This window comes from Ciceribacter ferrooxidans (genome assembly GCF_004137355.1).
GTDB classification, from domain to species: Bacteria; Pseudomonadota; Alphaproteobacteria; order Rhizobiales; family Rhizobiaceae; genus Allorhizobium; species Allorhizobium ferrooxidans.
The window spans coordinates 1-21463 of sequence record NZ_SDVB01000106.1 but is presented as its reverse complement, the minus strand read 5'-3'; the positions used below and the strand labels follow the sequence as shown (position 1 = coordinate 21463).

General features: G+C 63.4%; 25 protein-coding genes. 11 read left to right on the top strand and 14 right to left on the bottom strand.

The features are described 5' to 3' along the window. Window positions 1–201 precede the first annotated feature (201 nt). Window positions 202–1488, top strand: coding sequence for a pilus assembly protein TadG-related protein (locus tag EUU22_RS03310; protein ID WP_129330679.1), 1287 nt, complete (start codon window positions 202–204; stop codon window positions 1486–1488). 46 nt (window positions 1489–1534) lie between these two features. On the opposite strand, the gene EUU22_RS03305 is transcribed toward EUU22_RS03310, so the two are convergent. Beyond that, window positions 1535–2059, bottom strand: coding sequence for a MarR family winged helix-turn-helix transcriptional regulator (locus EUU22_RS03305; protein ID WP_245484894.1), 525 nt, complete (start codon window positions 2057–2059; stop codon window positions 1535–1537). A 35-nt stretch (window positions 2060–2094) separates the two neighbouring features. On the opposite strand from EUU22_RS03305, the gene EUU22_RS03300 reads away from it, so the two are divergent. The 3 genes from EUU22_RS03300 to EUU22_RS03290 all read left to right on the top strand — a co-directional run bounded on the left by EUU22_RS03300 (window position 2095) and on the right by EUU22_RS03290 (window position 3511). Further along, window positions 2095–2439 (top strand): DoxX family protein, encoded by a 345-nt coding sequence (locus EUU22_RS03300; RefSeq protein ID WP_439329116.1) that lies wholly within the window; start codon window positions 2095–2097, stop codon window positions 2437–2439. Between the two features lie 101 nt (window positions 2440–2540). Further along, the gene (locus EUU22_RS03295; RefSeq protein WP_129330678.1) at window positions 2541–2846 is read left to right on the top strand and encodes a Rieske (2Fe-2S) protein; all 306 of its coding nucleotides are present in this window, start codon (window positions 2541–2543) and stop codon (window positions 2844–2846) included. A 5-nt stretch (window positions 2847–2851) separates the two neighbouring features. Further along, entirely contained in the window at window positions 2852–3511 is a 660-nt protein-coding gene (locus EUU22_RS03290; protein ID WP_129330677.1) for a glutathione S-transferase family protein, read from the top strand. Between the two features lie 49 nt (window positions 3512–3560). Here the strand turns inward: EUU22_RS03290 and EUU22_RS25155 are convergent, their stop codons facing one another. Together EUU22_RS25155 and EUU22_RS03280 are read right to left on the bottom strand one after the other, a co-directional pair. Further along, the gene (locus EUU22_RS25155; RefSeq protein WP_165351063.1) at window positions 3561–3740 is read right to left on the bottom strand and encodes a hypothetical protein; all 180 of its coding nucleotides are present in this window, start codon (window positions 3738–3740) and stop codon (window positions 3561–3563) included. Window positions 3741–3857: 117 nt separating this feature from the next. After that, window positions 3858–4412, bottom strand: coding sequence for a MarR family winged helix-turn-helix transcriptional regulator (locus EUU22_RS03280; protein WP_439329115.1), 555 nt, complete (start codon window positions 4410–4412; stop codon window positions 3858–3860). 129 nt (window positions 4413–4541) lie between these two features. Between EUU22_RS03280 and EUU22_RS03275 the strand changes: the two genes are divergently transcribed. Both EUU22_RS03275 and EUU22_RS03270 read left to right on the top strand, forming a co-directional pair. Continuing rightward, the gene (locus EUU22_RS03275; protein WP_129330676.1) at window positions 4542–6092 is read left to right on the top strand and encodes an AMP-binding protein; all 1551 of its coding nucleotides are present in this window, start codon (window positions 4542–4544) and stop codon (window positions 6090–6092) included. Window positions 6093–6151: 59 nt separating this feature from the next. Continuing rightward, entirely contained in the window at window positions 6152–6982 is an 831-nt protein-coding gene (locus tag EUU22_RS03270; RefSeq protein ID WP_129330675.1) for a p-hydroxycinnamoyl CoA hydratase/lyase, read from the top strand. A 31-nt stretch (window positions 6983–7013) separates the two neighbouring features. On the opposite strand, the gene EUU22_RS03265 is transcribed toward EUU22_RS03270, so the two are convergent. The 3 genes from EUU22_RS03265 to EUU22_RS03260 all read right to left on the bottom strand — a co-directional run bounded on the left by EUU22_RS03265 (window position 7014) and on the right by EUU22_RS03260 (window position 9901). Then, complete coding sequence (locus tag EUU22_RS03265) at window positions 7014–8927, bottom strand: putative bifunctional diguanylate cyclase/phosphodiesterase (protein WP_129330784.1); 1914 nt, start codon at window positions 8925–8927, stop codon at window positions 7014–7016. A 483-nt stretch (window positions 8928–9410) separates the two neighbouring features. Then, complete coding sequence (locus EUU22_RS25150) at window positions 9411–9581, bottom strand: hypothetical protein (protein WP_165351062.1); 171 nt, start codon at window positions 9579–9581, stop codon at window positions 9411–9413. Window positions 9582–9691: 110 nt separating this feature from the next. Continuing rightward, window positions 9692–9901 carry a cold-shock protein gene (locus EUU22_RS03260; RefSeq protein ID WP_129330674.1) on the bottom strand — a complete coding sequence of 70 codons (210 nt, stop codon included), beginning with the start codon at window positions 9899–9901 and terminating at the stop codon, window positions 9692–9694. 1067 nt (window positions 9902–10968) lie between these two features. Between EUU22_RS03260 and EUU22_RS03255 the strand changes: the two genes are divergently transcribed. The 5 genes from EUU22_RS03255 to EUU22_RS03235 all read left to right on the top strand — a co-directional run bounded on the left by EUU22_RS03255 (window position 10969) and on the right by EUU22_RS03235 (window position 13735). Beyond that, a complete protein-coding gene (locus EUU22_RS03255) occupies window positions 10969–11232 on the top strand; it encodes a hypothetical protein (RefSeq protein ID WP_129330673.1) in 264 nt (87 codons plus the stop codon). Between the two features lie 266 nt (window positions 11233–11498). Next, on the top strand, window positions 11499–11708 hold the full coding sequence (locus EUU22_RS03250; RefSeq protein WP_129330783.1) for a cold-shock protein: 210 nt from the start codon (window positions 11499–11501) through the stop codon (window positions 11706–11708). A gap of 176 nt (window positions 11709–11884) precedes the next feature. Then, window positions 11885–12256 carry a DUF6481 family protein gene (locus EUU22_RS03245; protein ID WP_129330672.1) on the top strand — a complete coding sequence of 124 codons (372 nt, stop codon included), beginning with the start codon at window positions 11885–11887 and terminating at the stop codon, window positions 12254–12256. A gap of 90 nt (window positions 12257–12346) precedes the next feature. Then, window positions 12347–13387: a fatty acid desaturase gene (locus EUU22_RS03240; protein WP_129330671.1), complete on the top strand. Its 1041-nt coding sequence runs from the start codon at window positions 12347–12349 to the stop codon at window positions 13385–13387. 60 nt (window positions 13388–13447) lie between these two features. Beyond that, window positions 13448–13735: a hypothetical protein gene (locus tag EUU22_RS03235; protein ID WP_129330670.1), complete on the top strand. Its 288-nt coding sequence runs from the start codon at window positions 13448–13450 to the stop codon at window positions 13733–13735. Window positions 13736–13956: 221 nt separating this feature from the next. On the opposite strand, the gene EUU22_RS03230 is transcribed toward EUU22_RS03235, so the two are convergent. The 8 genes from EUU22_RS03230 to EUU22_RS03195 form a co-directional block, all read right to left on the bottom strand. Continuing rightward, window positions 13957–15033 carry a saccharopine dehydrogenase family protein gene (locus EUU22_RS03230; protein WP_129330669.1) on the bottom strand — a complete coding sequence of 359 codons (1077 nt, stop codon included), beginning with the start codon at window positions 15031–15033 and terminating at the stop codon, window positions 13957–13959. Window positions 15034–15037: 4 nt separating this feature from the next. Then, on the bottom strand, window positions 15038–15811 hold the full coding sequence (locus tag EUU22_RS03225; protein ID WP_129330668.1) for an amino acid ABC transporter ATP-binding protein: 774 nt from the start codon (window positions 15809–15811) through the stop codon (window positions 15038–15040). A 15-nt stretch (window positions 15812–15826) separates the two neighbouring features. Further along, entirely contained in the window at window positions 15827–16492 is a 666-nt protein-coding gene (locus EUU22_RS03220; RefSeq protein WP_112690498.1) for an amino acid ABC transporter permease, read from the bottom strand. A gap of 165 nt (window positions 16493–16657) precedes the next feature. Continuing rightward, window positions 16658–17575 (bottom strand): 4-hydroxy-tetrahydrodipicolinate synthase, encoded by a 918-nt coding sequence (dapA, locus tag EUU22_RS03215; RefSeq protein WP_129330667.1) that lies wholly within the window; start codon window positions 17573–17575, stop codon window positions 16658–16660. 26 nt (window positions 17576–17601) lie between these two features. Then, entirely contained in the window at window positions 17602–18345 is a 744-nt protein-coding gene (locus tag EUU22_RS03210; RefSeq protein ID WP_129330666.1) for a dihydrodipicolinate reductase C-terminal domain-containing protein, read from the bottom strand. Between the two features lie 11 nt (window positions 18346–18356). Next, the gene (locus EUU22_RS03205) at window positions 18357–19751 is read right to left on the bottom strand and encodes an aldehyde dehydrogenase family protein (protein WP_129330665.1); all 1395 of its coding nucleotides are present in this window, start codon (window positions 19749–19751) and stop codon (window positions 18357–18359) included. 13 nt (window positions 19752–19764) lie between these two features. Then, window positions 19765–21114, bottom strand: coding sequence for an FAD-dependent oxidoreductase (locus EUU22_RS03200; RefSeq protein WP_129330664.1), 1350 nt, complete (start codon window positions 21112–21114; stop codon window positions 19765–19767). Further along, window positions 21107–21361 (bottom strand): 2Fe-2S iron-sulfur cluster-binding protein, encoded by a 255-nt coding sequence (locus EUU22_RS03195; RefSeq protein WP_129330663.1) that lies wholly within the window; start codon window positions 21359–21361, stop codon window positions 21107–21109. Before EUU22_RS03195 ends, EUU22_RS03200 begins: the two co-directional genes overlap by 8 nt. Window positions 21362–21463 lie beyond the last annotated feature (102 nt).

Below are 21463 nucleotides of genomic sequence, written 5' to 3'. Positions count from 1 at the left end.
TCCTACCTTTCGAAAGTGCCGAAAGCGGCTCGGGTGACGCTGCACTATGTGCCCGCTTCTCGTCGTCGGCGCCATTCGGCCTGATGGACTAAGGGGCCGCTGCCTATCAACGGTCTGGACTAGTCCGTCAGGCCGAATGGCGAGATGCGGACCTCTTCGCGTATAGCGATACCGACCGGAACCAGAGGATGTGGGACGCGGATGCGCCAGAAGTTGCAACAGTATCCTGCGATACGCTCCGCTCGCGAATTCGCGAGGCGTTTTGAGCGAGATGACGCCGGCGCCGTGGCCGTGATCGCCGCGATCGTGTTTCCGGTGGTCGTCGGCGCGATGGGGCTCGGGGCCGAGACGGGCTATTGGTACTTCAAACAGCGCGAATTGCAGCATGCGGCCGACGTGGCGGCCCATGCGGCGGCCGTCCGTTATCGCGCAGGCGACGGTCTTTCATCACTCGATGCGGCGGCGACAACCGTTGCCGTCGCCTCGGGCTTCGCCTCATCTTCCGGTGAACTTGATGTCAGTACCGAAGCCGGATCAGGGGGTGGTAAGGTGACTGTCGTCATCAGCGAGACGCATGCGCGGCTGTTTTCCTCCGTCTTCTCCAGTGCCCCGGTCGTTTTCGGCGCCCGCGCAGTGGCACAGGTCACGGGCGGTTCAAAGGCCTGCGTCCTGGCGCTGTCGAATTCCGCCTCGGGCGCGGTGACGGTGACGGGTTCGACGGAAGTTCAGTTGTCCGGATGCAGCGTCGTCTCGAACTCGACGGCATCCGATGCCTTTCTGATGAAGAATGGCAGCGCCATGATGTCCACGGACTGCGTCTACACCGTCGGCGGTGCGATGACCACCAGCGGTCTGACCCTCACGGGATGTGCTGCGCCCGTCGAGCGTGTTCCTCCGACAGCCGATCCCTTCGCGTCGGTCGCGGAGCCGGACGACATGCAGATTCAGCAGCTTCCTTGCCGCACCCTCGATTACATCTCGAATTCCACCTATGCGTTCGACCGGTTGCCGTCAGGGGAGGAGGCCATACGCTTCTGCGGCGGGCTGGACATCAAGGGGAACGTGACGCTGAAACCCGGGCTTTATATTCTCGACGGAGGCGATTTTACGGTTACCGCCGGCGCCAACCTGTCCGGCAGCGGCGTGACCCTGCTGCTGGTCAACGGCGCGGCAGCGAAGCTGACGGGAAACGGAGACATCGATCTCTCGGCGCCGACGAGCGGTCCCTACGCAGGGCTTCTCTTCTTCGCCAGCCGCAAGACGACAGGCCTCGTCCATGAAATAACGGGCAATTCTGAATCGATCCTGCAGGGGAACATATATATGCCGACCGGCCAGCTCGCATTCACCGGCAACTCCTCGGTGTCGGGAGGCTGCACGCAGATCGTCGCCGATCAGGTTGTCTTTACCGGAAATTCCTCGATGGAGACCTGCGCCCTGTCGAGCGATGAAATCCTGGTCGGCCAGACGGTCGCGCTCATCGAGTAGGATCGCAGCCGGATTGGCCGCGACGGCGGCCGGCGCTGAGAAGCGATCAACGCGACGAGCGCTCTTTTCGGGGCGGGGCCGCTATTCGTTCCAGCAGCTCGCTGAGCGTGTCCGCCTGCTCGTCGGAAAGGTGCTGCCCCACCGCGGCTTCGATCGCGGTGGAATAGACCGTCCAGATCTCGCGACGCGCCACCTTGCCGGCATCGGTTATCGTGATGATCTGGCCACGACCATCCTCTTCGCAATGCTGACGCGCAATGTATCCGGCCTCTTCGATCCGGCTCAGCAAGCGCGACAGGTTGTATTGCGCGAGCAACATGGCTTTCTCCAGTTCGAAGGGACGCAAACCTGCCGGTCCGGCCCGTTCGACCTCGAGAAGAACGTCATACCATGCGAGCGGCGGCAGTTTTGCGACCTTCAGGCGTTGCTCGATCACGGCCATGGCGCTTTGCTGCGCTCGCGTCAGGCGCGCCCAGGCGCGAATGGCGGCATCACTCGGTTTCTTTTCCATGACGGCGTCATAACACAAAGATGCAATTGCATCCAGATTGACAGATAGATGCATCTGCATTAATAAACATGCAGATGCATCTAAATGGAGTCGTCATGCTTCCCGCCACTTCGTCCGAATACGCTGGCCTTGTGCTGCGCCTCAGCCTCGGGCTGATGTATCTATCCCACAGCGTCCTTCTCAAGCTTCTGACTTACGGCCTCGGCGGAACGGCGATGTTCTTCGTGAACGTCGGCCTGCCCGGCTGGCTCGCCTACGTGACCTTCGCCGCCGAGGCGGCAGGCGGGATACTGCTTGTGCTGGGGGTGCAGACCCGATGGGTTGCGCTTGCGCTCACGCCGGCTCTGGTGGGTGCCGTCATTTGGGTCCATGGCGCCAATGGCTGGGTCTTCACCATGCCCACGGTGGTTGGGAATATCCGGTGTTTCTGCTGGCGATGAGCGCCGTCCAGTTTCTGCTCGGCGACGGCGCCTTCGCGCTTTCCCGTTCGAGGACGTTCGAGTTCGGCCGCGGCTGACACGAAAACCACAGGAGATCCATCATGAAACACGAACTCTGCAAGGTCGCCGACATTCCCGCCGAAGGCAGCGTCCTTGTCCCCTTCTTCGGGCGCGAACTGCATGTCTACGGCAGCGGCGAGCGGATAAGGGCGGCGGCCAATGTATGCCTGCATTTCGGAGGGCCACTCGACTGCCGTGACGGCAGGCTGGTCTGCCCGTGGCACAATGCAGCCTTCGACATGGCGACAGGCGATCGCGTGGAAGGGCCGGCGCCGAAGGGGTCGCGACTGATATTCCTGTCGACACGCGTCGAAGGCGACGCCCTCTACTATGTCTGGGGGGAGTGAAGGGCATGGCCTTGTTGACGTTGATCAGCCATCCGCTCTGCCCCTATGTGCAACGCGCAGTGATTTCGCTTTCCGAAAAATCCGTGCCGTTCAAGCGCATCGATATCGACCTTTCGCGGAAGCCGGACTGGTTCACGGCGATTTCCCCGCTGGGCAAGACACCGGTCCTCAAGGTCGGTGATCACCCCATCTTCGAAAGCGCCGTGATCCTCGAATACCTGGAAGAGACCGCGCCTAATCCGCTGCATCCTGCAGATGCCCTTTCGCGTGCCGATCATCGCGCCTGGATGGAGTTCGGCTCAGCGCTCCTGAACGACATTGCAGGTTTCTATTCCGCGCCGGACGAGGCAGCTTTCGAGGCCAGAGTGGTCGCCCTGGAGGCGAAGTTCGCCCGGATAGAACAGCGCCTCGGCGGCGGCCCGTTTTTCGACGGCGATCGGTTCTCCCTGGTCGATGCCGTCTTCGGACCGGCGTTTCGATATTTCGACGTCTTCGATTTGATCGGCGACTTCGGCGTCCTGGCGAACAAACCCAAGACGAACGTCTGGCGTTCGGCGCTCGCGGCGCGCCCCTCCGTCGCATCCGCAGTCGGCGCTGATTACAATATACGCCTCGAGGCCTTTCTGCGTGGACGCCAATCCCACCTGGCAAGACTGATGCATTGAGCTGCGCCGATCTCGGTCCTTTGAACGTCGCGGACGTGGCAGATGCGCCCTAGCGGATCCACGCGCCCGCCTCGAAGAGAAGATCAATCACCTCCGCGAGGATATCGACAAGGTTGACGAGCCGCAGCTCAAGGCAATGTTCGAGACGTCGGCGGAGGTTCTGGAAGGGCTGAGGACGGCGTTCGCGCACTACGAGAACCGTGGCGAAAGCGCGTGGCGCTGAGCGCATCGCCGCTGCTCGGGACGTAGTCAGGGTAAGGTCGACCGGCCGGTGGACGCCCCTTGGCCGGCGATCGAAGTCCAAGGACTTCGCGATGCCCCGCGCCGGAGGGCTCCACAAGCTCGATCAGGGCGTATCCGCCGTTCCGGCAGGGTTGCCCGATCCCTGGTCCCCATGCGGCCCCTCGCCAGACAGATAGATCCGCCGCAACTGCTCGATGAACGCTTCGAGTTCGGTCCCGGAAAAACGCGAGGTGAAGCGCTTCTCGTGAGCGGCGATCAGGTCGCGGGCCTCCTGCAGCACCTCCTGCCCTTGTTTTGTCAGGAAGAGGTCCTTTCGCCGGCGGTCGATGGTGGAGGTCCGTCGTTCGAGGAGATTGCGTGCCTCCAGCCGGTCGACGAGTGCCATCGTCGTCGCCTTGTCCATGCTGAGAAGCTCGGCGATGTCTATCTGCACGACGCCCGGATTGCGGCCGACGAGTTCCAGCACCGTGAACTGTTTCGGCGTCAGGGAAAGACCGGCCATCGTCTGCTGATAGTCCTGGAATATGGCAACGTTCGCCATCCTGAGGTGGAAGCCGAGGATCTCCGTCAGGCACCCCATGTCCAGACGGGGCTTTCCCGCGCCGCCCGGGCCGGGCGCCAGGCCTTCTCCGTCTTCCAGTTTTCCGTCTCCCGCCACGCCGGTCTCCTCGCAAGCTTCACGATCGCGGCACTCCTATCATTTTCCGCTTGTGCCGGCGAACGGATTATATAATATGTAACACATACTAATTTGGTTCGTATGGGAGTGCGGACCGTGGAGGAGAAGATGGACCAGCACGCTCTTGCCGGCGTCTCGATGGATACGGCCTTCGCGCTCGGTGACCCGGTCGGTTACCGCGCTCTGGTCGGTCCCGGCCGGCCCGCGGTTTACGAGGTGGAGACCGGCCGCGATCTCACCTATGGCGAACTCGACGACATGGTTGCCCGGATCGCCGCGGTGATCCTGAATATCGTCGCCACGCCCGAACCCTTTCCTCGGATCGCCTACCTCGGCCGCAATTCGATTGCCGCGGTCGCCGTCTGTCTCGCCTGCCAGCGCGCCGGCTATGTCTTCGTTCCGATGAACTGGCGTCTCGGTCCCGCCGAGATCCGCGAAATCGTCGCCGACTGCCGGCCGTCCCTGGTGGTCCACACCGCCGAGTTCGCCGCCACTGCTGGTGAGATGCTCGATACGTCTCCCGCGCTGCTCTCCGTCGAAGGCGAGCACGGCCTGTTGGTGCTGGCGGCCGAAAGCCCGCGTGCGGAGCCCGAGGCGGCGGCCGACGACGGTCCCTGCATCATGCTCTACACCTCCGGAACGACCGGGGCGCCGAAGGGCGTCGTCGTGACGCGCCGCAACGCCTTCGCCGCAGCGCTCAATTTCGCACTGGTCGGAGAGGTGACGGCGCGCTCGGTCGCACTTCTCGACCTGCCGCTTTTCCACACCATCGGTCTCGTCGCGATCGCCCGCACCACGCTGATGATGGGCGGGCGGCTGGTAATCTCCGACCGCTTCCTGCCCGAGCGGACGCTTGCAACGCTCGGCGATCCCTCGCTCGGCGTGAGCCACTACTTCGCCGTGCCGCAGATGGCGGCAGCGCTGCGTGCCTCGCCGAACTGGAACGCCGCCGCGCTGAAGGCCCTGCAGGCGATCTTCATCGGCGGCGCGCCGCTTTCTCCGGTCCTGATCGAGACCTTCCTCGAGGACGGCATTCCGCTCGTCAACGGCTACGGCATGAGCGAGGCGGGAACGGCGATCCACATGCCACTCGATCGCGACATGGTGGCGAGCTTCCCCGGCAGCGTCGGCTTTCCGGCGCCGATGCTCGCCATCCGCCTCGTCGGCGAGGACGGCCGGGATGTCGCGGACGGCGAGGTCGGGGAAATATGGCTCAGCGGCCCCTCCGTGACCCCCGGCTACTGGAACAAGCCGGAGGAGACCGCGCGCGCCTTCGTCGACGGCTGGTATCGTAGCGGCGATCTCGGCCGCCGCGGTCCGGGTGGCGTCATCTACGTGCCCGACCGGCTGAAGGACATGTATATCAGCGGTGGCGAGAACGTCTTCCCTGCCGAGGTGGAAGCAGTGATCGGCGCCCATCCGAAGGTTCTGGACGTCGCGGTCGTCGGCGCGCCGGACCCGAAATGGGGCGAATGCGGCATCGCCTTCGTCGTTGCCGCTGTGGCGGATGCGACCGCGGACGAGATCCTCCTCCACTGCGCCGAGCGGCTCGCCTCCTACAAGCGGCCGGCCCGCGTGGTCTTCCTCGAGGCGATCCCACGCACGGCTTCCGGCAAGGCGCAGAAGCATGTGCTGCGCAGCCGCCATCTTCCCTCTTGATTTTCCGCTTCGCGGCCGGGTTCGGCCCTCACTCAGATTTGGATGAAAGGACAGCAACAATGACCGAAACCGACAAGACCAAGGCCGATCCGGTCGTCGTCGACTTCGACGGCGGCATCGCCTTCGTGACCCTCAACCGACCGGAAAAGCGAAACGCCATGAACCCGGCGCTCAACCGCCGGATGATGGAGGTCCTCGACGAGCTCGAGGGCGACGAACGCTGCGGCGTGCTGGTGCTGCGGGGCGCCGGCTCCTCCTGGTCGGCCGGCATGGATCTCAAGGAATACTTCCGTGACAACGACGGCAAGGGGCGTCACGTTACGCTGAAGAGCCGCCGGCAGTCCGGCGGCTGGTGGAACCGCCTGATGTTCTTCGAGAAACCGACCATCGCCATGGTCAACGGCTGGTGCTTCGGCGGAGCCTTCACGCCGCTCGTCGCCTGCGACCTCGCGATTGCGGCGAACGAGGCGACCTTCGGCCTTTCGGAGATCAACTGGGGCATCCTGCCCGGCGGTAACGTCACCCGCGCCGTCGCCGAGGTGATGAACCACCGCGACTCCCTCTACTACATCATGACCGGCGAGACCTTCGGTGGCGAGAAGGCCCGCGAGATGGGCCTCGTCAACGAGTCCGTGCCGCTCGCCGATCTGGAGGCCCGTGTCCGGCAGATCTGCGCGAGCCTCCTTGAAAAGAACCCGGTCACCCTGAAAGCGGCGAAGGACACGTTCAAGCGCGTCCGCAACATGCCCTGGGATCTTGCCGACGACTACATCTACGCCAAGCTCGAGCAGATGCTCTATCTCGACAAGACGCGTGGCCGCGACGAGGGCCTGAAGCAGTTCCTCGACGACAAGACCTACCGGCCGGGCCTCGGCGCCTACAAGCGCTGACCCCGGACGGAGCCGCGCCCGCCGCCCGCCGTCACCCCAGCTGCGGCGTGGCGGTTCCGGCGGCATCGAGATAGTCGCCGAGTTCGTGTCCCGCGACCGGCGGCGAATAGAAATAGCCCTGGATCAGGACGGCCCCGAGCGCTGCAAGGGCGTCCATTTCTTCCTGCGTCTCCACGCCCTCGATCACGCAATCGAGGTGCATGTCGCGGCTGAGCGCGAGCAGCGACTTCACGATCTTGTAGCTTGCCGGGTTCTTGTGGAGGTCCTTCACGAAGCTGCGGTCGATCTTGATCTTGGTCAGCGGCAGCGCGTGAAGCCGGGTCAGGCTCGAATAGCCGGTGCCGAAATCGTCGAGCGAGATTCCGCAGCCCATCACGCGCAGTGCCTCGACCGACGTCCGCACCTGCTCGAAATCATGGGCGAAGGCCGTCTCGGTGATCTCGAAATCGATGCGGCGGCTGTCGAAACTGCTGCGACCGAGAATAGCCGCGATCGCGAGCACGCTTTCTTCGGTATTGAGGTCGTGTGCCGAGAGATTGAACGAGAGCCGCATGCCGGCGGGCCAGCACTCCGCAGCCATCACCGCCTTCCGCAACAGGGTGCGCGTGAGCCTGCCGACGAAGCCGCCGCGCTCTGCGACCGGGATGAACTCGCCGGGCGGAACGCGGCCGAGGACCGGGCTATCCCACCGGGCGAGTGCCTCGAAGCCGATCGTTCTTCCGCTCGAACTGTCGACGATCGGTTGGAAAACGACGGTGAGTTCCTCGTCCATGTCGGTCTGCTTCAGGACCTGCTCGATCAGTGCCTCGCGGCGGATCTGCGCATCCATCACGTGCGAAAACAGGGTGCAGGTGCCGCGGCGCGTCCGTTTCCCGTGATAGAGCGCATAATCGGCATGGTCGAACAGCATCTCCGGCGATGAGGCCGAGTCCGGATGGACGGCGGCTCCGACCGAGGCGGAGATCTGCACCGTGGCGGCGGGCAACGCGAAGGGCTCCTGCAGGGCGCGACAGATGTCCGCGCCGAACGAGACGAGTACCTCGGTCTCGCACAGATCCGTGGTCACGAAGGCGAACTCGTCGCCGCCGAGACGGAAGAAGCGGGTTTCGTCGGTCCCGAGATGTTCCAGACGACCGCCGACCTCGACCAGAAGCTTGTCGCCGGTCGAGTGGCCGTAGATGTCGTTGACCGGCTTGAAGCCGTCGAGATCGAGGACGCCGACGGCGACGCGGTTCCGGGCGGCGTCCGCGCGGTTCCAGACCGCCTGCAGGTGGGCGAAGAAGGCGCGCCGGTTCGGCAGGCCGGTCAGGCTGTCGAGGTTGGCAAGCCGCAAGTTCTCGTCGCTCAGCGCTTCGGTCCGAACCTGCGCATCCACCATCTCGGCGAAATTGCGGTAGTTGACCATCAGGATCACCAGCATGCCGGCGCTGACGAGGGCGATGTTGACGGCGATGGCGATAAAGGTCGGCTGGCCGGTCAGGGCATAGAACGGGATGAAGGTGCCGTTGACGATGGCCGTCACGGTGACGGCCGCGGACCGCAGGAACATCAGGCAGAAAATGCAGCTGATGACCGTGATCGACATGTAGAAGGCGAGGTGCGATCGCGCGTAGGCGTCGCCATAGGGAAAGAGCATGTAGGACCAGCCGGCGAAGACGGCCGCGATAATGAAGGCGAGCCGGTTGGTCCGCCGGAGCGCATGGAGTGCCGCCTCGGGCGTCGGTTCGATATTGCGCGATCTCCACCAGTGCAGGATGCGGCCGAGGCTCGCCGCGGTGAAGAGGGAAGGGAGCCCGATCGTCAGCCAGAGGGGGGCCGTCGCCATGTGGGTTGCTGCGACCGCCCAGGTGCTCGTCATCAGGATGAAGTACATCATCGGCATCTGGCGGGCGAAGGCGCGGTACTGCTCCTTGAGAAGCGACGGGTTGCCGGAGGGCACCGACATGAAGGCGGTGACACGCGACACGGCCGATTTCAAAGGGTGCCCCCGTGCTTCGGGGGTATGTCCGGCAAAGGGCTCGAGTAATCTCATTCAGGCAGATCGCATAATGAACGTCCCGCATTATCGGCAGCGGACGCTAAGAATCGGTTACACGCCGCGGCTGAGTCGCCGCTCCTTCAGGGGCAGGATGATATCGGAGGCGGTGCAACAAGCAGCATCGGGCAAGATCGGATCGCAATCGGGCCCCGCCAGTCGGAGGTCACCTGCGTCCTCCGTCGAGGACAGACACGCAAATGGGGCTCTTCGGCTGCCCGCCTCGACCTCGTCGAAGCAGGTCGACCGAAGGAGCGGGTGCCCTCGTGTCATGGTCGATGCGGCCGCTTGACCATATCGGTGGATATGGCCTTCGCGTCTCTGTTGGATATTGCCCAGGTCGTTTTGCCAGAACGAAACCGGATTGGCCGGATATGGTCCGGTCCTTCTATCTCACTTCTTGCCACCAACGCGTCGGGTCTTGTCGAGTTTGCCCTTTGCCGATGATGTCTTTGCATCATAGGCTTGACCGTGGTTCGTGCCCCCAAGGTGCCCGCCGGCACTGGTGTTTGCCACCTGCCGCTGCGCCCTGAGGATCTGTTGTCCTGCATCCGTCTTTTTCATGAGAGTCTTTCCTGGTTGAAAATGAGAAAAGGTCGGGCGAGCCCGACCTTGCCATATGGTTCTGCGGTTTGTGTCGCCTACGGTGGCCAGAGACCTGAAGCCGGTCAGGCTTATGCCGTCTGAAGATTTTCGGCGGCAGCTCTGCCTGAGCGCTGGTCGGTGACGACGTCATAGCTGATCTTCTGACCTTCCATGAGGTGCGTCATGCCAGACCGTTCGACCGCCGAGATGTGTACGAATACGTCTTTTGCGCCATCCGCGGGCTCGATAAAGCCAAAGCCTTTTGTCGTGTTGAAGAACTTCACGATGCCGTTGCTCATAACAATTTCCTCTCGATATTGCAGGAATTTTCAGCCGGCAATATGCGGGCTGTGCAGTCATCGATTTTGAAATGGAAGATCACATCTGCAAAAACGGCACAAAAATGAAGCTAAACAGCAAAATTCGATTGGTAGCAACTATCAGTCGATTGTGTTTGCCACAAGGCGCTTTTGGTTTTTATTTTGTTGCATCTTTCGTTGGTGGAGTACATTATAGCTAATCGGCAGCCATGTTCAGGGCGCTGCTGCTTCGAGGCGACCATGCCCCGGCCCCAACGAAAGGAGGACACTCGTGTCTTCCGACCTTCAGCTACACCGAAATCTCCTCAGCGTAAGCGGGCCTGGATACCGTGAGAACATCCAGCGTCATGAGACCAGGCCATCGAACGCCGCTGCACGAATTGTAAGGCGATTCCGGACGGTTCTTTCGGCATCGGGTCAGGTCCTGCCATATTCGTTATCCTTCTGCTCCATGTCGGCTTTGCTGGGTGGGCGTACGGATACCGCAGTTCCTCAAAGCTGAGTTCCATCCGGCCGCCGCCCGTCCACTTCGGGACAGACGTCCGCCCAAGTGGTCCGCTGGGCCGCTTCCTTTCACCAGACAGCCAACCTTGGAGGAATTGCCATGGCAAAGGGCCAATTGCGAAGTAACCGCGAAGCGCGGAAACCAAAGAAGGAGAAGGCCACGTCAGCCCCGCCCGTCGCTTCGGGCATTCAGGTCAAGCTCGCGAACAGCGGATTGAGCCTCGGCAAGAAGCAGCGATAGCTGCCGCGATCAAGGCAACAGGCCCCTTCGCGGACGGTTTGGATCACGAGCGCTTCCGATTTCCCGATTGACCGGATTGGCCGGCTCCTGGCGGTACTGCCCTTCCAAGGAGCGTACCGACCTCGGGCCTCCGCCAGAACGACTCGGGATTGGCCGGAAATGCTCGAGGACACAGCTCATGACAGATATAGCCTGCCGTTTGGCCGAGAGTTCCTTCCGGTCCTTCGCTTGCGCTGGCAGGAGCGGGGCCGCTGCGGCGGTTTCCCCGCGTGTTCGGCTCCAAAAGAGAGGAATTGGACCAGTGACGAATGTTGATTACGCTGCCGCCGCGGGACTTTATCCCTGCAAGACCGTGCGCCGCACGAGCAAGCTTCGATACAAGAGGTTTGAAAGCGTGGCGGAAGCTCTCCGTTTCGCAATCGAGGACATGCCCAGCTCGATGCTCAGGGGCTGCGTCCTCGAGGTCGATGAGGACCGCTTCGATGGAATGCAGATGCAGAAGCTCTACGAAGCCGACGGCTATCCGTTTCCGCGGCGCGGCCCCTCGGGCCGTCAGCGCCGGTGACGGGTGTCCTGCAATTCGCTCGGCTATTGATCTGCGCGGGTGCGTCTATCGCCGGATATACTATCAGGGGTAGAAAATCAGAGAAAAGCAAAACAAAAAGTTGACGAAGGTTCGGCGACCGCATATGGAGCGGCCATCGATACTTTGTTTGCTGATATTTGTTTTGGCTGCGCCTCGCGCTTCGTGACGAACTTCCCCTTTCAAAAGTCGAAAACACCGCCGTGCGTCGCCCGGCGGTACTTAACGCTGCTAAGAAAGGGCTCGTTGTGGCCACTGGCACAGTCAAATGGTTCAATTCCACCAAAGGTTTCGGCTTCATTCAGCCTGACGATGGCAGCGCGGACGTTTTCGTCCATGTCTCCGCTGTCGAGCGGGCAGGCATGAACACGATCGTTGAAGGCCAGAAGATCGGCTTTGAACTCGAGCGTGACCGCAAGTCAGGCAAAATGTCGGCTGGCATGCTTCGCGCCGCCTGAAGCTTCAGCCGCAGATGACCACGGATGTACTGGCATCGCGGCGCAGGGTTTGGAAAGGCCAGGCATGTGTCTGGCCTTTTACTTAAGTTGCACACCGCTGCAAATTCAGGACCCGGTCTTGCTCAGGGTGAGACGTGGGGGAGTTCTCGAACTGACGAGCTCCAAAGGATGAGAGATTGAGACACCCGAACGACAACGGCTTTCATGCGCGCCGTGCGGCCGCGGCCGAGGCGAAGCGCGCACTATTGGAAAAATTCGCATCCGCACCCAAGGCGATCGATCCGCAGATGCAGGAGCGATTGGCCGCTCGTGAAGCGGTCGCCATCGCCAGAGAGCAGCGCCGGGCCGAGCGGCAGGCGACGAAAGTCGCAGAGCGCCAGCAAATCCTCGCAGACGCAGGAGCCCGCGCGGCGGCCGCAGAAGCCGAGGAAGCAGCCGCCGCCAAAACACGGCAGGACGACGTCAATACTCGCATGATCGCAGACGAGGCTGCCCGCAAGGCGGAACGGGATCGTCGCTATGCGGCCCGAAAGGCGCGCCGGTCCTGACGATTCGAGGTGCGCCCGTGATCGGGCGCGAGTAACAACACCGCCGCCTGCACTCTCATGCAGCGAAGCGAGTGAACGGATGGTTTTCCGATGAACACTATGATCCAAGCGCCTGCGAGGCCCGCCGAAGTCGATGCCGCGGCCTGGTTGAAAACCTTGTCGCGATATCGCCAACCACGGGTACGGCGCAGCGTCTTTGAGCTCCTGGTCACGATCGTTCCCTTCGCGCTTTTCTGGTTTCTCGCATATCTCTCCATCTCCCGCGGTCTTTGGCTGGGGCTGATATTCGTCATACCGGCAGCCGCATTTCTCTTGCGCCTGTTCATGATTCAGCACGATTGCGGGCACGGTTCGTTTTTCGCTCGTCGCGGTCTCGATGATTGGGTCGGGCGTCTGCTCGGCGTGCTTACCTTGACGCCTTATGACTACTGGCGTCGCGCGCATGCTGCCCACCACGCCTCGGCCGGGAATCTGGACGAACGGGGCGTCGGCGACATCACCACGCTGACGGTCGCCGAGTATCGTTCGCTCTCCCGCTTGGGACGTCTCGGTTACAACCTCTACCGGCACCCGCTGGTGATGTTCGGCATCGGTCCCGCGTGGCTCTTCCTCTTCAAGCAACGGCTGCCGTTCGGGATGATGCGATCCGGCGCCTTGCCGTGGGTTTCGACGATGGCCACCAATGCGGCCATTGTCGTACTGGCAGGCGTAATGGCATGGCTCATCGGAATCGAGCCCTTTGTTGCCATTCACCTGCCGATCGTGCTTTTGGCGGGTGCGGCCGGCGTCTGGCTCTTCTACGTCCAGCATCAATTCGAGACGACCCACTGGGCCAAGGGCGACGACTGGCATTTCCCGGAGGCGGCGCTTCACGGCGCTTCCCACTACGACTTGCCGCTGGTATTGCGATGGATCACCGGCAACATCGGCATTCACCACGTGCATCACCTGTCGAGCCGCATCCCTTATTACCGGCTCCCGGAGGTGCTGCGTCATCACCCGGAACTCGCTTCCATCGGACGCATCACGTTGTGGGAGAGCCTGAAGTGCGTCAGGCTCGTCCTCTGGGACGAGAGAAGCCGAAAACTCCTCTCCTTCCGGGATGCCGCGCAGGTTGCCGCCGGCGCGTGAACGCGTTGCGGCCGGCTGCTTGTCGGCCGCGCTTCCTCACCACGACAATGAAAGACGATCATGATCGAACTGACACCGATACAGGTGCGAGGTCTGAAACTCGCGAAGGACGGCGATGTGTTTCTCCAGGACGGCAAGAAATGGAAGCATCTCGACGCCACCGAAACCTATGCAAAGACGGACCGGTTCAAGGAACGACCGCAGAAGGTCAAGTTCATGAAGACAAGCACGCTGACTGAACTGACCGAACTCGGTCTCCTGAAGAGGCTCGATCCCGAAGCGCAGACGGAAGAATCCGCTCACGCCATCACGATGGCAGGCAAGATGTGGCTTCTCAAGAACAAGTGACGTCCGCCCAGGGAGCATTGGCTGAGCACCATCAAGACGCATTCGCGGTGCGGGCGCGGCCATCTCCTTCAGCGCGTTCGTCGGAACACGAATCTCCGGCCAAGCCCCTTTCGCTACGGCAGATTCGCGCAGCTCGGTCTTGTGGGCCTCAGGCCCAGCATTGCACCGTTGTGGCGGATCTGTGCTGCGCGATGCTCTTCGCCGAGCATCCCTAGATGCCGTCATGCCGCCAGCAGGGGCGGAAAAAAGGGATTTTCCAGAACTCCGGCGCCCGAAACGCTGTGGTGAGCGACGAAGCCCCTTTCTCCGAGGTCACCATTCCGCAGCAGGGACAGGAGGCCCGCCGCGTAACCTGCCGCGACGGACGTCATCGCGTTGAAGGGGCCGAGGGCCGGGCTCGGGCGGAACCGATAGGACGACGAGGCTTCGAGCTTGCGTGCACCTCTCGCGGAACGGGCCGTCAGGAACATCACCAGCTCATCCTCCTCGATAATGGGCAGACCATTGAGCAGGAGCGAGCGCAGCATGTCGCGGCGGTTCTTGAGGCCGAGGTCGTCGAGGAGGAACTGCATGTGCTCGAGGTGCCCGGGATAGCGCAGCGTCTTGAAGGTGACGTTGCCGACACCGGCTGCGGCGAACATTGCGAGGTCCTTTAATCCGCGCGAGGTCGTGAAGCCCTCATAAGTCACGCCGTCGAGCACGACGTGTTCCTTGCCCTCGAGTGGCGCGAGATGAACGCGCTCTCCACGGCGCAGCGCCTCGCAAGGCATCGTGTACTCGTCGATCAACCCGTCGATGTCCCAGATCTGTCCGTAGCCGAGGCGGTTCGTCGGTAGACGCGGTATGGAGCCGACGCGGATCGTCAGTTCGGAGACTGGTGCGCACCGGGCAACGAGGCTGCTTGCGATGTTTTCGACGAGACCCGGCGACACGCCGCAGCCATTGAGCACGACACGCTCGCCGGCAAGCCGCTCCAGCGCCTGCCGGGTGTCGGCATGCAGTGGCGAGAAGTCGAGGAAATGCGTGCCGGCCGATGCCGCCGCCCGGGCGATCGCCGGCACCGCCCGCTCGGGCACGGCCGCGACTGTGACATCGCTCTGCTTGAGGAGGTTCGCAAGCGGCTCCTGCGAGCCGAGGCGGTGTAGAGAAACGGGCAGGTTCAGATCCAGCAGCCGGTCGAGAGCCTCTTCCGAAGGATCGATGACCTCCGCGGCAAAGCCTCCCGCCGTGCCGAGGCAGGCGGCAAGCGCCGAGCCGATATTGCCTGCGCCGACGATCGATACACGGAAGTCAACCATCGGTTCACCCTCTGAAGCGTGAGACGAACGCCTGAAGGCGTGGGTTCTGCGGGTTGAGAATGACCTCGTCGGCCGATCCGGCTTCGGCGATCACGCCCTGATCGAGGAAGAGGACGCGATTGGCGACCTCGGCAGCAAACGCCATTTCGTGGGTGACGATCGCCATCGTCATGCCGGCGTCCGCCAGCTGGCGGATGACCGTCAGGACCTCGCCGACCAGTTCGGGATCGAGTGCGCTGGTCACCTCGTCGAGCAAGAGAACCTCGGGGTCCATGGCAAGTGCACGGGCGATCGCCACCCGCTGCTTCTGTCCGCCCGACAGATGGCTCGGATAGGCGGCGTGCTTTTCGGCGAGGCCGACCTTGGCGAGCAGGTCCATGGCGCGCTCCTCGGCTTCTCGGTGGGGCGTCTTGCAGACCACGATCGGGCCTTCCGTGACGTTCTGGAGAACGGTCTTGTGCGGAAAGAGATTGAAGTGCTGGAAGACCATGCCGACATGGCGGCGAAGCGTGCCGATGCCGATGTCGCCGTCCTTGTCTCGGAAACGGTCGCCGACCTTCTTCTGGCGAAAGAGGATCGTGCCGCCGCTCGGGATCTCCATCATGTTGAGACAGCGAATGAAGGTCGATTTGCCGGAGCCTGACGGACCGATCAGCGCCACCACCTCGCCGCGGGCAAGGCTGAGATCCAGCCCCTTCAAGACCTCGAGCGGGCCGTAGCTCTTGCGTAGCGATACCGCTTCGATGACCGGCGCGCTTGTTTCTTTGTTCATGCTCATGGTCGTACCGTTTCCTTAGTCGCTCGCCCTGAGGCGTCTTTCGATCCAGTCGGCAGCCTGCGTCAGCGGCAGGAGCATGACGATGTAGAGCCCGGCCATGATGGTGTAGGACTCCAGCGGCCGGTAGGTCTGCCCGTTGACGACGGCCGCCATGTAGGCGAGGTCGGCGACGGAGATCACCGAGACCAGCGAGGTGTTCTTGAACTGGATCACCGACTGGTTGATGAAGGAGGGCAGCATGCGCTTGATCGCCTGCGGCAGGATGATACGCGTCATCGATTGCCAGGGGCTCATGCCGATGGCGGCGGCCGCCTCGCGCTGGCCACGGTCGATCGAGACGATGCCGCCGCGGAAAATCTCGGCGTAGAAGGCGCCGACATAGAGCGAAAGCGTCAGCATGGCCGCCACGCGATTGTCGATGGAGCCGCCGACCAGCAGTGGGAAGGCATAGTAGAACCAGAGCAACTGGACGAGGAGCGGCGTGCAGCGGAAGATCTCCTGGTAGACCCGCGCCACCGCCTTGAGAACCTTGAAGCGCGACAGACGCGCTCCGCAGGTGGCGAAGCCGATGATCACGCCGAAGAAGATCGACCCGAAGGTGTAGAGAACAGTGATCCACAGCCCTTCGAGAAAAAGGTCGTAGTAGACCCAGACCGAGTGGAAATCCCATTTATAGGTCATCTTGGTCTTCTCTCCTGCAGGCGTTTCCACCGCCAGTGTAGCGGGTGTTACTGGCTCTCATGGTCGTTCCCCATTTTCTTCGTGATCCAGGACTGGCGTGGTCCAGCCATCGTTTCATGGTCCTATCTTCCGCGGCGGGCGGCAATGCAAAGCTGCGGCGGGCGCTTACCGCATTTCTTGGAAGGCGGCCGTGGCCGCGCTGTAGCGGCCGAGGATTCCGGTGAGGCGTTCGCGGTTTGCGTCCGAGACAGGCACCATCGGCAGGCGGAGTTCCGGACCCACGAGGTTCGACAAGGCGAGTGCCGCCTTGACCGGTCCGGGATTGGACTCGATGAACATCCCTTCCGTGAGCTCGGCGATGATATCGTTGAGCGCCAGCGCGAGGCTGGTGTCGCCGTTCTCCCATGCCTTTACCATCTCGACCATCTCACGGGGTGCAACGTTCGCGACGACGCTTGTGACGCCGCAGGCGCCGAGAGAGAGGAAAGGCAGGGTGAGGCCATCGTCGCCGGAGTGGATGATCAGGTCATGGCCGCAGGTGCGGCGCAGTGCGGTCACGCGGCCCGGATTGCCGCCGGCCTCCTTGATCGCCACGATATTGGCGTACCGTTCCGTCAGGGCGGCACAGGTTTCCGGGGCGATTTCGACACAGCAGCGGCCGGGGACGGAATAAAGCATGATCGGCAGGCTGGTCGCCTCGGCCACGGCCCCGTAATGGGCGATCAGTCCGGCCTGGGTCGGCTTGTTGTAGTAGGGCGTGACCACCAGCAGCGCATCGGCTCCGGCTGCTTCCGCCGCCTTCGCCTTCTCGACGGCCTTTCGCGTGTTGTTGGCGCCCGCGCCGGCAACGACAAGCGCGCGGCCCTTCGCGAGCGCTGCGGTGCGGGCGATGAGCTCGACCGCTTCCTCATCCGACAAGGTCGCGGCCTCGCCGGTGGTGCCGACGGGAACGAGGCCCGTGACGCCGGCCGAGAGCTGCCGCTCGACGAGCGCGTCGAAGGCGGCGATGTCGACGCTGCCATTCCTGAAGGGGGTGACGAGCGCGGTGAAGACGCCTTTGAAGCGTTGGGCCGAATCCTGCATGTGCCTCAATCCTTTCCTGTCTCTTGTTACCTGGCCAGACTGTCGGCCAGCGTGTAGCGCCCGTTGGCGCGTGGTTCCGATATCAGCCACTCGGCTGCTGCAAGTGCGCCTTCTGCGTAGGCCGCGAGCGTATGGACGCGATAGGTGAAGGTGACGTTCGCCGAACCGAGATCGAAGCGGACTTCGTTGACGCCGACGGTGTCACCTTCGCGATGGACGGCGATCGGCGGCTCGGGAGCGGCAAATCCCATGACCTGACTGCGCGTCGCATGCAGTTCGCTTGCCAGCAGTCGCGAAGTGCCGGACGGCTCGCTCTTCTTGCGCGCGTGGTAGATCTCGGCGACGGAAGGCTCCGCCGCAGCCATGCGACGCATGAAATCGACGGCGCCGAGGCGGAAGGCCTCGAAACTACGCGCGAAATTGGCGCTGACCAGCATCGGCCGGTATGCGGCGTAGCGTGCGAGCGCCTCGCTCTCCTCCACGGAGAAGCCGGTCGTGCCGATCACCATGGGAATGGGTTTCTCGCCGACCTGCTCCTGGAAGGCCAAGCTTGCCGCTGGCGTCGAAAAGTCGATGACGACGTCGCAATGGCTGTTCATTGCACCGTCGGCCGGCCGGTATTCGATGCTGCCGCCGGCAACCGCCGTGCCGCAGAGCCGGGACACGGGGGAGACGAAGGCCGCCGCCAGTTGCAGGCCCGGATTGGCCAGGACGAGCTCGACCAGCCTTGTGCCGACGCGGCCGGATGCGCCGAGAATGCCTACTCTCATCGTCCCGGCCCTCAATCGATCACCACCTTGGGCTCGGACATTTCCCTGAGCGCAATGCGGACTCCTTCGCGGCCGAGGCCCGAACGCTTCACACCGCCGAACGGCACGTGTTCGGCCCGGAAGTCCGGACCCTCGTTGATCATGACGCCGCCGACCACGAGGTCGCGTGAGAACTGCTTGATGACCGCGTGATCGTTGGTGAAGACCCCCGCCTGCAACCCGTACTCTCCGGCATTGACTTCTGCGATCGCTTCGGCCGCTTCATTGAAGGTGCGGATGGCGATGACGGGGCCGAAGGTCTCGTCCGCGATCACCGGCGCGTCGGCGGCGATCTCCGAAATGACGGTCGGTGCAAACAGTGCACCGGCATGATTGCCACCGGTCAAGAGCTTGCCGCGCCTGCCGGCGATGGTCGCATCGATCCGCTCCTGGACGTTGCGCGCGGCGGCCGCATCGATGAGGGGACCCATGTCGGTGTCGTCGAGGGACGGATCGCCGAATTCGACCGCGTCGACTTCGGCGAGCAGCTTCTCCGTGAACGCCCGCTCGATGTCGCGGTGGAGATAGAGTTTCTTGACGGCCGCGCAGCTCTGGCCGGCGATCTCGAAACGGTGGCCGATCGTGGTGGCAACCGCCTTGTCGAGGTCTGCGTCCGGCATCACGAAGAGGGGATCATTGCCACCGAGTTCCATCAGGCAGCGGACGAGCCCGGTCGCGTTCTTCAGCGCGAGACCCGCCGTCGGGCCGCCGGTGAAGGAGAGAAGGTTGATCGGCGACCGGGCGAGCGAGAGGGCCGTGTCGGCGCCGCCATGGACGACCTGGAAGAGATTGCGGGGCCAACCGGATCTTTCAGCGAGCGCGCAAAGCCTTTCGGCCGCGAGTGGCGCCTTCGGCGAGGGCTTGGCGACGACAGCATTGCCGGCGGCGATGGCGGGGCCGAGCTTGTGGCAAAGAAGGTTCAGCGGATAGTTGAACGGGGTTATGGCGGCAGCGACGCCGACGGGTTCGTACGTGATCGTTGCCAGTCGATCGGCTCCCCCCTCGACGATCGCGCAGTGGAGCGCCTCGCCGTCGAGGAAGGTCGCCGCATCACCCGAGAGTTTCAACGTGTTCTGGGCCCGACGGACCTCGTTGCGGGCTTCGCGAATGGTCTTTCCCATCTCCGACGAGATGATCCGTGCCAGCTCTTCGGCATCCGCTGCGATTTCGGCGGCAAGCGCACTCAGCAGGCTGCGACGAAGCGCCGGCGTGGAGCGCCGGAATTCCTGCTGGGCAATCTTTGCCCGGGCCACGGCCGCGGCAATTCCAGACAGCGTGCTCTCGGCGATTTCTCCGACGATCTCACCGTTGAACGGGTTACGGACGGTGATCGTCGAACCGGCCTTGAAGGTCGCGACTTGGGTCATCAGGGTGCCTCTTCTAATCTTGCTGTTCGTCTTCAGGGATCGTCTCTTCGGCATGCGCGGCGACAAAGGCGCCGATCGGCAAGGGTCGTGTCGGCCAGCGTCGGCCGGTCAGATCCTCAGGGGAGGGGGGCGGGCGGTCGGGTCCGGGTGCTGCCATCAGAGCTGCGGTGTTGTCGGCGCAGAACCGCCCTTGGCAGGATCCCATGGCGAAGCGACCGTTGTGCTTCACCTCGCGTCCACTCGGGGTATCCGGTCCGGCGCATAGCCGTCTCAGGTCGCCGACAGTGCGGTTTTCGCAGCGGCAAAGGATCGTTTCGTCCGGCAACCGCATCAGAGGATCAGCGCCATCGACCGGTTGGAAGAGACGGGCAAGGACATCCTGAGCCCGCCGCAGTCTTGCGATTTCCCGCACCTGCCGCCAGCCCGCGCCGGCGAGCCGTTCGAGGATTTCGCCGGCCGCACGCCGGCCGTCCGCGATCGCTGCCTTCGCGCCCAGCGCTTCTCGGCAATCGCCGGCGCGCAGGATGACGGGAAGCGACGCGTCCTTCGCGGTTTCGAGGGGAAGCCCGAACTCGTTGGGCCGAATGCCGTCGTGAAGGCCGATGCGATCGACGTCGAAGACATGCTCGCGGCCGCGAACGTCGCGCACGACGGCGCGCAGCAGTCCCTTCTCTCGTCGCTCGATCCTGGCAACCAATGCGGCGCGCATCCAGAGAATACGGTGGAGATGGACCGTCTGCAGATAGGACAGCGCCTCGGTGACGAGTTCCGGATAAGCGCAAAGCCCGATGCCGGCCGCAAACCGGCGGATGGGGTCGCCGGCCTCAATGATGGCGACGGGAGGATTGCGGAGCTTCGCCATCTGCGCGGCGACCGCAATGAGGAGCGGGCCGTTGCCGGCGAGCAGAACGCGCCCGCCTGGTGCCCGGCCGGTTTCCTTCATCATCACCTGAAGGCCGCCCGCCGTCGACACGCCGGCAAGCTGCCAGCCGGGACGAGGCAATACCTTCTCCACAGCGCCAACGGCGAGGACCACGCCTCGGGCCGCGACTTTCCGGATTTTTCCGGCATGACGGTCTTCGATGAGCACCAGGCCGGCTCCGTCGATGCCGACGAAGACGCAGGCATGCCGGACCGGAATGCCGCTCGCGGCAAAGTCATCGGCAAGCGCGCGCCAGCGCCGCTCCGCGCCCGTCGCCTGCCGCACGGGGCGGACTCCGGCGATCGGCTGGCGATAGATCGCACCCCCTATCGTCTCGCGCTGCTCGATGATTTCGACCGAGAGGCCGGCACGGCGGACCTCCAAGGCTGCGGCCAGCCCGGCGGGGCCGGCACCGACGATCAGGACATCGACGTCAGTCATGGTGCGCCCCTAAGCTCTCGACCTTCATTCCTGCGCGCGCGGGTGTCAGGCAGGCCTCGCGCGCTACGCCGTCGATCAGTGTGAGGCAGGACTGGCAGGCGCCGATCCCGCAGAAGTAGCGTGCCTCCACGTCGAGGCCGTCACGGCCGAGGATCGTGATGCCGGCTGCATCCAATGCCGCGGCCACGCTTTCGCCCGGGCGGAACGGAATCTCCCGGCCCATGAAATCGAAGAGATGCCCACTCATGCCGCCCTACCTTTCAGATGCTGTGTGAACAGCGCCTTGCGGTTTGCTACTGCCGTGGCAAAATTTCCGCCGGGCGGCGCTGCCGGGATGGTTTTCATGCTG

Coding starts and splice junctions, on each gene's coding strand:
- EUU22_RS03310 (WP_129330679.1), top strand. CDS start 202: ATGCGCCAGAAGTTGCAACAGTATCCTGCGATACGCTCCGCTCGCGAA.
- EUU22_RS03305 (WP_245484894.1), bottom strand. CDS start 2,059: ATGCAGATGCATCTATCTGTCAATCTGGATGCAATTGCATCTTTGTGT.
- EUU22_RS03300 (WP_439329116.1), top strand. CDS start 2,095: ATGCTTCCCGCCACTTCGTCCGAATACGCTGGCCTTGTGCTGCGCCTC.
- EUU22_RS03295 (WP_129330678.1), top strand. CDS start 2,541: ATGAAACACGAACTCTGCAAGGTCGCCGACATTCCCGCCGAAGGCAGC.
- EUU22_RS03290 (WP_129330677.1), top strand. CDS start 2,852: ATGGCCTTGTTGACGTTGATCAGCCATCCGCTCTGCCCCTATGTGCAA.
- EUU22_RS25155 (WP_165351063.1), bottom strand. CDS start 3,740: ATGCGCTCAGCGCCACGCGCTTTCGCCACGGTTCTCGTAGTGCGCGAA.
- EUU22_RS03275 (WP_129330676.1), top strand. CDS start 4,542: ATGGACCAGCACGCTCTTGCCGGCGTCTCGATGGATACGGCCTTCGCG.
- EUU22_RS03270 (WP_129330675.1), top strand. CDS start 6,152: ATGACCGAAACCGACAAGACCAAGGCCGATCCGGTCGTCGTCGACTTC.
- EUU22_RS03265 (WP_129330784.1), bottom strand. CDS start 8,927: ATGTCGGTGCCCTCCGGCAACCCGTCGCTTCTCAAGGAGCAGTACCGC.
- EUU22_RS25150 (WP_165351062.1), bottom strand. CDS start 9,581: ATGAAAAAGACGGATGCAGGACAACAGATCCTCAGGGCGCAGCGGCAG.
- EUU22_RS03260 (WP_129330674.1), bottom strand. CDS start 9,901: ATGAGCAACGGCATCGTGAAGTTCTTCAACACGACAAAAGGCTTTGGC.
- EUU22_RS03240 (WP_129330671.1), top strand. CDS start 12,347: ATGAACACTATGATCCAAGCGCCTGCGAGGCCCGCCGAAGTCGATGCC.
- EUU22_RS03235 (WP_129330670.1), top strand. CDS start 13,448: ATGATCGAACTGACACCGATACAGGTGCGAGGTCTGAAACTCGCGAAG.
- EUU22_RS03230 (WP_129330669.1), bottom strand. CDS start 15,033: ATGGTTGACTTCCGTGTATCGATCGTCGGCGCAGGCAATATCGGCTCG.
- EUU22_RS03225 (WP_129330668.1), bottom strand. CDS start 15,811: ATGAGCATGAACAAAGAAACAAGCGCGCCGGTCATCGAAGCGGTATCG.
- EUU22_RS03220 (WP_112690498.1), bottom strand. CDS start 16,492: ATGACCTATAAATGGGATTTCCACTCGGTCTGGGTCTACTACGACCTT.
- dapA (WP_129330667.1), bottom strand. CDS start 17,575: ATGCAGGATTCGGCCCAACGCTTCAAAGGCGTCTTCACCGCGCTCGTC.
- EUU22_RS03210 (WP_129330666.1), bottom strand. CDS start 18,345: ATGAGAGTAGGCATTCTCGGCGCATCCGGCCGCGTCGGCACAAGGCTG.
- EUU22_RS03205 (WP_129330665.1), bottom strand. CDS start 19,751: ATGACCCAAGTCGCGACCTTCAAGGCCGGTTCGACGATCACCGTCCGT.
- EUU22_RS03200 (WP_129330664.1), bottom strand. CDS start 21,114: ATGACTGACGTCGATGTCCTGATCGTCGGTGCCGGCCCCGCCGGGCTG.
- EUU22_RS03195 (WP_129330663.1), bottom strand. CDS start 21,361: ATGAGTGGGCATCTCTTCGATTTCATGGGCCGGGAGATTCCGTTCCGC.